The 10,141-nt window shown below is 75.0% G+C and carries 9 protein-coding genes and 1 tRNA gene; 5 read left to right on the forward strand and 5 right to left on the reverse strand.

The features are described 5' to 3' along the window. Nucleotides 1-63 precede the first annotated feature (63 nt). Nucleotides 64-137: transfer RNA gene (locus PV682_RS42240), tRNA-Ala, on the forward strand. Between the two features lie 69 nt (nucleotides 138-206). Here the strand turns inward: PV682_RS42240 and PV682_RS42245 are convergent. Together PV682_RS42245 and PV682_RS42250 are read right to left on the reverse strand one after the other, a co-directional pair. Next, complete coding sequence (locus PV682_RS42245; RefSeq protein WP_319737983.1) at nucleotides 207-692, reverse strand: hypothetical protein; 486 nt, start codon at nucleotides 690-692, stop codon at nucleotides 207-209. 14 nt (nucleotides 693-706) lie between these two features. Next, on the reverse strand, nucleotides 707-1,468 hold the full coding sequence (locus PV682_RS42250; RefSeq protein WP_319737984.1) for a sulfite exporter TauE/SafE family protein: 762 nt from the start codon (nucleotides 1,466-1,468) through the stop codon (nucleotides 707-709). Nucleotides 1,469-1,551: 83 nt separating this feature from the next. On the opposite strand from PV682_RS42250, the gene PV682_RS42255 reads away from it, so the two are divergent. Continuing rightward, nucleotides 1,552-2,478, forward strand: a complete 927-nt coding sequence (locus PV682_RS42255) for a LysR family transcriptional regulator (RefSeq protein ID WP_319737986.1) — start codon at nucleotides 1,552-1,554, stop codon at nucleotides 2,476-2,478. A 220-nt stretch (nucleotides 2,479-2,698) separates the two neighbouring features. Here the strand turns inward: PV682_RS42255 and PV682_RS42260 are convergent, their stop codons facing one another. Both PV682_RS42260 and PV682_RS42265 read right to left on the reverse strand, forming a co-directional pair. Next, on the reverse strand, nucleotides 2,699-5,104 hold the full coding sequence (locus tag PV682_RS42260; protein WP_319737988.1) for an ABC transporter permease: 2,406 nt from the start codon (nucleotides 5,102-5,104) through the stop codon (nucleotides 2,699-2,701). Beyond that, nucleotides 5,098-6,021 carry an ABC transporter ATP-binding protein gene (locus tag PV682_RS42265; protein ID WP_319737989.1) on the reverse strand — a complete coding sequence of 308 codons (924 nt, stop codon included), beginning with the start codon at nucleotides 6,019-6,021 and terminating at the stop codon, nucleotides 5,098-5,100. The genes PV682_RS42260 and PV682_RS42265 overlap by 7 nt, the downstream gene beginning before the upstream one ends. A 133-nt stretch (nucleotides 6,022-6,154) precedes the next feature. On the opposite strand from PV682_RS42265, the gene PV682_RS42270 reads away from it, so the two are divergent. Together PV682_RS42270 and PV682_RS42275 are read left to right on the forward strand one after the other, a co-directional pair. Beyond that, on the forward strand, nucleotides 6,155-7,450 hold the full coding sequence (locus PV682_RS42270) for a sensor histidine kinase (protein ID WP_319737991.1): 1,296 nt from the start codon (nucleotides 6,155-6,157) through the stop codon (nucleotides 7,448-7,450). Between the two features lie 19 nt (nucleotides 7,451-7,469). After that, nucleotides 7,470-8,117: a response regulator gene (locus PV682_RS42275; RefSeq protein WP_193555247.1), complete on the forward strand. Its 648-nt coding sequence runs from the start codon at nucleotides 7,470-7,472 to the stop codon at nucleotides 8,115-8,117. A 311-nt stretch (nucleotides 8,118-8,428) separates the two neighbouring features. Here the strand turns inward: PV682_RS42275 and PV682_RS42280 are convergent, their stop codons facing one another. Continuing rightward, nucleotides 8,429-8,905 (reverse strand): GNAT family N-acetyltransferase, encoded by a 477-nt coding sequence (locus tag PV682_RS42280; RefSeq protein ID WP_319737994.1) that lies wholly within the window; start codon nucleotides 8,903-8,905, stop codon nucleotides 8,429-8,431. Between the two features lie 137 nt (nucleotides 8,906-9,042). Between PV682_RS42280 and PV682_RS42285 the strand changes: the two genes are divergently transcribed. Then, nucleotides 9,043-9,846: an exodeoxyribonuclease III gene (locus tag PV682_RS42285; RefSeq protein WP_319737995.1), complete on the forward strand. Its 804-nt coding sequence runs from the start codon at nucleotides 9,043-9,045 to the stop codon at nucleotides 9,844-9,846. The last annotated feature ends 295 nt before the right edge of the window (nucleotides 9,847-10,141 follow it).

A 10,141-nucleotide genomic window follows, 5' to 3' on the forward strand; every position in this document is an offset into this window, starting at 1 on the left:
CTCCCCCCGGGGGACGGATTTCCGAGCAGGGCGATGAGGGTGCTAGAGTTTCACTCGTTGCAAGGGCCTGTGGCGCAGTCCGGTAGCGCACCTCGTTCGCATCGAGGGGGCCAGGGGTTCAAATCCCCTCAGGTCCACCCGCAACAACTGCTCGCCATGCGAGAGCGGTTGAGAAGACCCCATCCAGTCGGATGGGGTCTTCTGTTTTACCCGGACGTTCCTGGCTGACGGGGCGTCCGGGACAGGGCGCCGGAGACCGGGGCCGTCCCCGGGGCCTCGTCGCCGTCGGCGTGACGCAGGACCCAGTCGTCGAGGTCCGCAGCGGCCTCCAGGGGCTCCTGGAGGACGTAGGACGGGAGTTGGGGCGTCCGGGGCGCGTCGGGGGCTTCAGGGCGCCGTAGTTGGTCGTGGAGGGCCGCCTCGGCGAGGGCGAAGAGGACGCGGGCGGCGCGGGGCGAGAGGCCCAGGGCCGCGCCGACGACGTCCCAGCCCGCGCCCGCGAGGCGCTCGTGGACGACCGCGGCCTCCAGGAGGCGACGGGCGGCGGCGAGGATGCCGGCGGCCTCCGCCAGGAGGGCCCCGTCGCCGTCCCCGGCGATCGGGACGGCCCCGCGCGCGAGATCGGACAGGGCGCACGCCTGGTACGAGACGACGAGCCGCGCGCGGAGCACCGTCGGAATGTCGTCGTCCACCGGATCGGCTCCCTTCACCCGCGCAGGAAGTACAGGACGGTCATCGCCGCCGCCGTCGCCAGGACGGTGCCCCGGAGCAGCCGGGACGGCATGCGGCGGCCCAGATGCGCCCCGGCGAAGCCGCCGATCACCGCGCCCGCGAGGAGGGCCGTCAGATGGCGCGGGGCGCTCAGTGCGTCGGAGGCGGCGAGGAACAGGACTGTCGCGCTCAGGTAGACGGCCGTCACCTGCGCCGTACGCATCGGATTGCCGGTCGCCGCGTCGAGACCCGTACCGACGCTCCACAGGGCCATCATCATGATGCCTACGGCTCCGCCGAAGTATCCGCCGTACACACCGAGCAGGAACTGGCCCGTCAGCAGGGCGGGCGGGGACAGCAGGGTCGCGCGCCCGCGCGAGGCGGCGAGGGATTGGGAGAGGCGGGGGCCGCAGGCCAGGGTCACCGTCGCGAAGGCCAGCAGCCAGGGCACCGCAGCGTCGAACGACGAGGCCGGCAGCGCCAGCAGGAGACCCGCGCCGGCCAGGCCGCCGACGACACCGGCCGCCGTCAGCGCGCGCGTGGAGACCCCCTTGACCTGCTCGATCTCCCGCCGGTACACCCACGCACTCGCCACCGAGCCGGGCACGAGCGCGACCCGGGACACCGCGTTCGCGGTGACCGGCGGCACGCCGAGGGCGACGAGGGAGGGCAGCGCGACGAACGTACCGCCACCCCCTATGGCGTTCAGGGCACCGGAGGCGACCCCGGCCAGCAGGACGAGCAGCAACTCGGACACCCGACGAGCATCCCCGCACGACCGGCACGCCCACAATGCGCGATCGGCTCATCCTGCCTCAGGCACAGCCATAGGCTGAGGCCGTGCGCTACGACCTGGACGACCTGCGGCTCTTCCTCCACACCGTGACGGAGGGGTCGATCACCGGCGGCGCCCGGCGGATGCACCTGAGCCTCCCGTCGGCCAGCGCGCGCGTACGCGCGTTGGAGCGGCAGGCCGGTGTGCCGCTCCTGGTGCGCGGGCGGCGCGGCGTACGGCCCACCCCGGCGGGCACGACGCTCGCCCGGCACGCGCGCGACGTCCTCGACCGGACCGCGCGCCTGGAGAGCGCCGTCGCCAGCTACAGCCGCTCACCCACGGCCCCGCTGGTCCTGCTGGGCGGCGGCTCCGCCATGCACCGGCTCGTGCCGCGCGCCCTGGTGACGTTCCTGCGCGCGCACCCGGACGTCGACGTCACGGTCTGCGACAGCCCCACCCCGGGGACCGTGCGCCGGCTCGCCGACGGACAGGCGGACCTGGGGGTCGTCCTGGACGCCGAGGCCCGCGACTGCGGGCTGCGGACCGAGCCGCTGGGCGACGACTCCCTCGTCGTGATCGGCCAGGCCGGAGGGATCCTCTCCGGGCGCACGGCCCTGTCGTACGACGAGGTCGCCGAGCATCCGCTCGTCGGGCTCGACGAGAGTTCGTCGCTGCGCCGCTGGATCGAACGGCGCCTCGGGGAGCGCGCGCCGGTGGTGCGGTACCGGACGACCGTCGCGAGCCTGAACGTCCAGGTCGCGCTCGCCGCGGGCGGCGTCGGCCTCGCGGTCGTCCCGCGCCGGGCCCTCGATCCGGACCGGCCGCTGGACGTGTGCGAACTCCAGGACCCCTGGGCCCGGCGGCACCACCTGCTGGCCTGGGGCGTCAAGGACGGGCCGCAGGCGGCCGTCACGGCCCTCGCGGATCATTTGAGGCGCGCGGCTTCGGCGGAGCCGTCCGCGGGGGCTCAGACGGCCGCTGAGGGCGTCTGACGGGGCCGCGGCCGGGCTCGGGCTCGGCTTGCCGGGCGTCTGTGTCGGCTCCGGCCGGGCTCGGGTTCGGCTTGCCGGGCGTCTGTGTCGGCCTGCGAGGGAGCCCGGGCGCTGTGGGCGGCAGCCCGTGACGCCGGAGTGTTCCGCCCCACCCGCGAGGGCATCCGCTCGGGCCCGTCACGGCTTCCGGGGGCCCTGCCCCTGCCCCCGCCTCGGCCCGTCACGGCTTCTGGTCCGACCGCGTGGCCAGCGCCGTCGTCGACGCGGCGACCGCGAGCAGCGCGCACACGGCGGTGGCCGCGCCGAGGGCCGCCCAGGGCGGGGACAGGGCCGGCGGGGCGGAGAGCAGGCCCAGGGCGGCGCTCATCCCGGAGAGGTCGACGAGGGTCACCAGGAGGCCCAGGAACGCCCCCGCGATGACGACGATCAGGGACTCCAGGGCGGTGAGGCGCAGGAGTTGGGCGCGCGTCGCGCCGGCCAGCCGCAGGGACCTCAGCTCGCGGCCCCGGTCGGAGGCGGCCATCAACAGGGTGTTGACCAGAGCGACGGCCGTGTAGAGCACGGCGATCCCCAGGACGAGGAAGACTCCCACGCGCGCGGCACGGTTCGGTGCCGGGCGTTGGGCCGTCACCCACTGCTCCCGGGTGAGGAGCCGTACGCCGTCCACCGCGCGCAGCGCCGACTCCACCGCCGTACGGTCGGCCCCCGCGCGCACGCGTACGTCGACGCGGTCGACCCTCGCCCCGGGGGCGTTCACCGGGGTGACGTACGCGCCGCCCGCGCCTGTGCCGACGGCCAGGACGGCGGCGATCCGCAGGGTCCTGGGCGTGCCGTCCGCGAGCCAGACGCGGACCTCGTCGCCGGCCCGGTGGCGGGCCCACTCCTCGGTGACGACGATCGAGCGGTCGTCGAGGTCGGTGATCCTTCCCGCGGTCACCGGCAGGCGCGCGGTGGCGGACAGCAGGGCCGGATCGACCGCGCGGGCCTCGGACTTCACCAGGGCGACGCCGTCCTCCAGGGTGTGCAGGACGGTGGAGGAGGAGGCGGACACGTCGGCTCCCGGGACGGCCCTCAGGCGCGCGGCCGACGCGGGGTCCGAGGGCAGGGCCACGAAGTCGGCGGCCGTCTGCTGGCGCGCCTCCCGCGCGCGGGCCTCCGCGAGGGTCGCGGGCGCGCCCAGGAGGGAACCCGACAGGGCGACGGTGACCAGGACGGGCGCCGCGAGGGAGGCGGTGCGGCGCAGCGCGGCGGACGCGTTCTCACGCGCGAGGAGGCCCACAGCGCCCCGGAAGCGGGTCGCAGGCCAGGAGAGCAGCCGGACCAGCGGGCGGATCAGCGCGGGGGACAGCAGGGCCACCGCCGTGATCAGCAGCATGGGGCGGCTGATGTACGTCTTGCGGTGCAGCAGGTTGCCGGGATCGGCCACCAGCGCGTACGCGAGGGTCGCGACCGCCGTCAGCAGAAGGGCCGCCCCGCAGAGCCGGCGGCCCCTCGGCAGGTTGTCCGTGTCGACGGACGCCTCGCGCAGGGCCTGCGACGGGGCGGTGCGGCCCGCGCGCCAGGACGCGGCGACGGCACCGCTCAGGGCGACCGTCAGGCCCGTCCAGAACGCCGCGTGGTACGGCCAGGCCCGCCCTCCCACGGCGAACCGGTCGGGGGCGAGACCGGCGTCGACCACCAGGGCGCCCGCGTACGGTGCCGCGTACGCGCCGAGCGCGCAGCCCGCCGCAGATGCCAGGACGCCGATCAGCAGGGCCTCGGCGAGGACCGTCCGCCGGACCTGGCCCGGCGTCGCGCCCGCCATGCGTAACAGGCCGAACTCGCGGCGGCGTTGGGCCACCGTGAAGGCGAACGTCGAGGCCACGACGAAGACCGACACGAACGCCGTGACGCCGCCCGCCGTCCCGAACAGGGCGTTCAGGCCGGTCAGTTGCTCCGCCTGACGGCCGGTGTCCGGGTCGGCTTCGGCGCGGGCGGCGCCGGTCAGGACCTGGACGTCCGTACCCGCGAGCGCGGCGTGTACGGCTGCCGCGTCGGCCTCGACGGCCGCCTGGACGGTCCGCGGGGAGAGGGCGGCTGCCTGGGCGCCGGTGAAGAAGACCGCGCGTTCGAAACCGAGGTCCTCCGCGATGCCGACGACCCTGAACGAGCCGTGGGGTGTGCGGAGTCGGGAGCCCAGGGTGGTCCAGTTACCGGTTGCCACGACGTCGTGGGAACTTTGCGGCGGATGCCCCTCGTTGAGGCGGTACGAGGCGAAACGCGCCGTCGGCCAGGGGTGGCCGACGAGGTCGGCGGGGCCGCCGGTGACGGGGACCGGGAAGGAGCGGTCCTCGGTGACGCGGCCGACGGCGCGCAGGGCGGTGAGGGTTTCGGCGGAGAGGGGGTGCGGGATGGCGAGTTCCGCGGTGCGGACACCGGTCGGCGTGGGGACGCGCAGGGTGTGCTGGGCGCGCACCACGACGGGCGCGGACGCGAAGCGCTCGGGGGTGGGCGCGGGCGCCTGGAGGGTGGCGGCCAGTGCCTGCCCCATGACGACGAGGAGGGCCACGGCGGGGGCGAGGGCGACGAAGGCGCCGAGGAACGTCACCCAGCGCGTGCGCAGGGCGGAGAGGGAGAGGCTCAACACGGGCGGGCCTCCTGGCGGGCTGTGGGGGTGTCTTGGGGGTTGGGGCGTGCGTTGTGGGGATCAGCCGAGCCATGGGGATCAGCTGTGCCATGGGGGTGAGCTGTGCCGTGGGGGTCAGGCCCCGCGCGTCGGGGCCCTGGGGGCGGCTCCGCCGCCGTCTCCGCCGTCAGCGCCGCCATCCGTGCCGCGATCGTCTCCGCGCCCGCGCCCGCGCCCGCCAGCTCGCCGTGCACGCGGCCGTCGACCAGGAACAGCACCCGGTCCGCGTACGACGCGGCCAGCGGATCGTGGGTCACCATGACGACCGTCTGGCCCTCGGCCTCGACCATCCCGCGCAGCAGGCGCAGCACCTCGCGGCCGGTCGTCGAGTCCAGCGCGCCGGTCGGTTCGTCGCCGAACAGCACGCGCGGGCGGGTGATCAACGCCCGTGCGAGGGCGACGCGTTGCTGCTGGCCGCCCGACAGCTCGCCGGGGCGGTGGCCCGCGCGGTCGGCGAGCCCCACCCGGGCGAGCACCTCGCGCACCCGCGCGGACGACGGACGCCGCCCGGCCAGTCGCAGCGGCAGGGCCACGTTCTGCGCGGCCGTCAGGGACGGCAGCAGGTTGAACGACTGGAACACGAAGCCGATGTGCGCGCGCCGCAGCAGCGTGAGCCGCCGCTCGCTCAGGCCGGTCAGCTCGGTGCCGTCGATCCGCACCGAACCCGACGTCGGCCGGTCCAGCCCCGCCGCGCACTGGAGCAGCGTCGACTTGCCCGAGCCGGACGGCCCCATGACGGCCGTGAAGGACCCGGTGGGAAGCGTGAGGGAAAGGCCGTCGAGGGCTGTCACGCCGGCGCCGTACCGCCTGGTCACGGAGGTCAGCTGGACGGCGGGGCGGGGCAGGGCGCCGTCCGGATGCGGAGTCGTCGAGGTCATGGCTCCACGAAACCGCCGCGAGCCGTACGCGGTCGCTGGGGCAGGGGCGAGACCTGGGGTAGGGCCAGGCATACCCCAGGGGGTCGGTTCCGCCGTATGGCCGGGGTCGCGCGGCGCTTCTACGGTGATCCGCATGGGGCGGGACGAGCGTGCGCGCGATGTGTGGGAGGGCCTGGCCGGGCGGGGGTACCTGCTGTCTCCGTGGCCGTGGCGGGCGGTGCTGTACCTGCTGACGGGCGCGGTGACCGGGGCCTTCGTGCTGGTGGGGCTGGCCCTGCTGGCGGTGGCGGGGAGCGTCCTCGCCGTCGTCCTCCTCGGGCTGCCGCTGCTCGGTTGCCTCGCCTTCGCGGGCCTGCCCGTGGCCGCGCTGGAGCGGCGCCGACTGCGGCTCGTCGACCGGGAGGAGGCGCCCGGGGCACACGCCGAGCCCGCCGTGCCGGGGCTGCGGGGCTGGCTGGCCGTACGCGCGCGGGAACGAGCCACCTGGCGGGAGCTGGGGCACGCCCTGCTGACGGCCTGCCTGTGGTGGCCGGCCGAAGCGGTGCTGCTCGCCCTCGCGCTGGGCGGGCCCCTGACGATGATCGCCGCGCCGGTGCTGTTCGGCACGGTCGGCGGCGGGCGCGAGACCAAGGTGCTCAAGGTGTGGACGGTCACCGGCTGGCCCCCCGCGTTCGCGGCTTGCCTGGGCGGCGTCGTGCTGCTGGCCGCCGGGCTCTACGTCATCGGCGTCGTCGCGGGCGCGCGCGGGGCGCTGACCCGGCTGCTGGTCACCAGGCGCGCGAGCGACCTCGGCGCACGGGTCACCGAACTCACCCGCTCCCGGGCCCGCCTGGTCGACGCCTTCGAGGCCGAGCGTCGGCGCATCGAACGCGACCTGCACGACGGCGCCCAGCAGCGGCTCGTCGCCCTCTCCATGGCCCTCGGACTCGCCCGCCTCGACGCACCGCCCGGCAGCCCCCTCGCGACGCAGCTCGCGCGGGCGCACGAGGAGGCGGGCGCGGCCCTCGCCGAACTGCGCGAGCTGATCCAGGGCATCCACCCCCGGGTCCTCGTCGACCACGGGCTGCCGGTGGCCGTCGCCGACGTCGCCGACCGCTCATCCGTACCCGTCGACACGCACTGCGCGCTCCCCGGGCGGCTGCCCGACGCCGTCGAGGCCACCGCGTACTTCGTCGTCCGGGAGGCGCTCGCCAACGTCGCCAAGCACAGCGGCGCCGGGCGGGCCTGGATACGGGTCGAACAGCGGGGCGCGCGGCTCGTCGTGGAGGTCGGTGACGACGGGCGCGGCGGGGCGGACAGCGCCGTCGGGACCGGGATCACCGGGCTCGCCGACCGGGTGTCGGTGGCCGGTGGGAGACTGGCGCTCACCAGTCCGGCGGGCGGGCCGACCGTGCTGCGGGCGGAGCTGCCCTGCGCCGCCGGGCGCTGACGGGGGAGGGGACACGCCGGTGGGGCTGAAGGTCGTCCTGGCCGAGGACAGCGTCCTGCTGCGCGACGGGCTCGGCGCCCTGCTCGCGCGGTTCGGGCACGAGGTCGTCGCGGCCGTCGGGGACGCGGACGGGCTGCTCGCCGCGGTCCGGGAACACGCGCCCGACGTCGTCGTCACCGACGTACGGATGCCGCCCGGCTTCCAGGACGAGGGGCTGCGCGCCGCCGTCCTGCTGCGCGCGGAGCGGCCCGGGCTGCCGGTGCTCGTGCTCAGCCAGTACGTCCAGCACGCCTACGCCGCCGACCTGCTTGACTCCGGGGACGGTGCCGGCGTCGGCTATCTCCTCAAGGACCGCGTCGGGCAGGTCGAGGAGTTCGTCGCCGCGCTCACCGAGGTCGCGGGCGGGGGGACGGTCGTCGATCCCGAAGTCGTCCGGCAGTTGCTGCGCCGCCGCCGGGATCCGCTCGCGCGCCTGACCGCGCGGGAGAGGGAGGTGCTGGCGTTGGTCGCCGAGGGGCGGTCCAACGCGGCGATCGCCCGGGAGCTGGTGGTGTCCGAGGCGGCGGTGGGGAAGCACATCGGGTCCATCCTCGCGAAGCTGGATCTGCCGCCGGCGGAGGACGGGCATCGGAGGGTGCTGGCGGTGCTGGCGTTCTTGCGGGGATGAGGGGATGAGGAGAAGAGGGGGGAAGGGGAGAGGGGGAGAGGGGAGGGGCTGCGGAAAAAAGTTTGGGGAAATTCGTGGATCTGTGAACCGGGCGGCGGGGTCGGAACGATGAAGGGGTACAGGCCGGAAACCGGGAGAGGCAGAGGGAGCGGCAGAGAAGGGAAGGGGAGGAGCTGGTGAGGGAGATGCGGGAAGTGGTGAGGTCGGGGCGGCGCCGGGTGCCGATACCGGGCAGGTGAGGCGGTGCGGAGGTCGGCGGCGGACCGCCGGGCGGGGCGGCGGTCCGGGCGCGGCGTCGGCCTGAGCGTCCGCTACAGCGCCTTCGCGTAGCAGCGGCTCGAACTGGAGTTGCGGTAGTAGCCGAACTTCGGGCAGGGCTCGTAGCCGCTGGAGACGTAGAGGGCGATGGCCTCGGGCTGCTCGGTGCCGGTCTCCAGGACCATGCGGGTGCGGCCGGCGGCGCGGGCGTCGTCCTCCAGGGTGGCGAGGATGCGGCGGGCGAGGCCGAGTCCGCGCATCTCGCGGATGACGAACATGCGCTTCAGCTCGGCGTCGCCGTCCGAGTACCCTTCGTCGCTCTGGTCCTGGCTGCGCCAGCCGCCGGTGGCGACGGGGCGGTCGGAGTCGTCGTAGGCGATGAGGTAGAGGCCCTGGGGCGGCCGGAAGTCGGCGGGGTCCAGGTGGGTGGCGTCGCCGCCGTCGCCGTAGCGCTCGTGGTACTCGGCCTGGACCTCGTCGTTGAGCTTGACGGCGTCGGGGTGGTCGAAGGAGAGGCGGCGTATGTTCATGCGATTCACTGTACTTCTATGCAGGGAGAGGGGTGGGTGGTTATCCGGGCTTGGTCCAGTGTGCCGGTATCGTTCCCGCGGGCCGACGGTGACCAGGGTGAAGGTGTCACGGGGCCGCGAAGCGAGAGGCGAGTGTTGTGTTCACCGTGACCACCGTGAACGTGAACGGGCTGCGGGCCGCCGCGAAGAAGGGGTTCGTGGAGTGGCTCGCGGAGACCTCCGCCGACGTGCTGTGCCTCCAGGAGGTGCGGGCCGAGGAGAAGCAGTTGCCGGAGGAGGTGCGGGCGCCGGAGGGGTGGTTCGTCGTGCACGCGCCGGCCGCGGCGAAGGGGCGGGCCGGGGTCTCCCTCTACACGCGGCGTGAGCCCGACGCGGTGCGGGTCGGGCTCGGGGCGGAGGAGTTCGACGGCAGCGGGCGGTACGTCGAGGCCGACCTGCCCGGTGTGACGGTCGTCTCGCTCTACCTGCCCTCCGGCGAGGTCGGGACGGAGCGGCAGGACGAGAAGATCCGGTTCATGGACGCGTTCCTCGCCCACCTCAAGGAACTGCGGGTGCGGGCCGCCGCCGAGGGGCGCGAGGTCCTCGTCTGCGGCGACTGGAACATCGCCCACCAGCAGGCCGACCTCAAGAACTGGCGCGGCAACACCAAGAACTCCGGCTTCCTTCCGGAGGAGCGGGAGTGGCTGGGCGAGGTCTTCGCCGAGGGGAACGGGGGGTATGTCGACGTCATGCGGGCCCTGCACCCCGATGTCGAGGGGCCGTACACCTGGTGGTCGTACCGGGGGCGGGCCTTCGACAACGACACGGGCTGGCGTATCGACTACCACGTCGCGACGCCGGGGCTCGCGGGGAAGGCGACGAAGGGGTACGTGGAGCGGGCGGCGACGCATGCGGAGAGGTGGTCGGACCATGCGCCGGTGACGGTGGTTTACGAGCTGTGAGGGGTGGTTGGGAGGCCGGGGGGTCGCGGGGTTAGGTGTCTTGGGGGCGGTCCGGGTGGTCCGGGTTAGACCGGGTTGGGTCGGCCGGACTGGCCAGGACCGGGTTGTGCCGGGTGGACTCGGCAGGGGCAGGGGCAGGGGCAGGGGCAGGGGCAGGGGCAGGGGCAAGGTTGGGTTGGGGGCGTGGGTGAGGATTCCCCGACGCCCCGACGCCCCGACGCCCCGACGCCCCGACGCCCCGACGCCCCGACGCCCCGACGCCCCGACGCCCCGACGCCCCGACGCCCCGACGCCC

Origin of the sequence: Streptomyces niveiscabiei, assembly GCF_033794345.1 — a bacterium.
Classification (GTDB): Bacteria; Actinomycetota; Actinomycetes; order Streptomycetales; family Streptomycetaceae; genus Streptomyces; species Streptomyces niveiscabiei.

What these genes read in the sequence shown, in the direction of transcription:
- PV682_RS42265 (WP_319737989.1), bottom strand. Translation starts at nt 6,021, where the DNA reads ATGACCTCGACGACTCCGCATCCGGACGGCGCCCTGCCCCGCCCCGCC.
- PV682_RS42270 (WP_319737991.1), top strand. Translation starts at nt 6,155, where the DNA reads ATGGGGCGGGACGAGCGTGCGCGCGATGTGTGGGAGGGCCTGGCCGGG.
- PV682_RS42280 (WP_319737994.1), bottom strand. Translation starts at nt 8,905, where the DNA reads ATGAACATACGCCGCCTCTCCTTCGACCACCCCGACGCCGTCAAGCTC.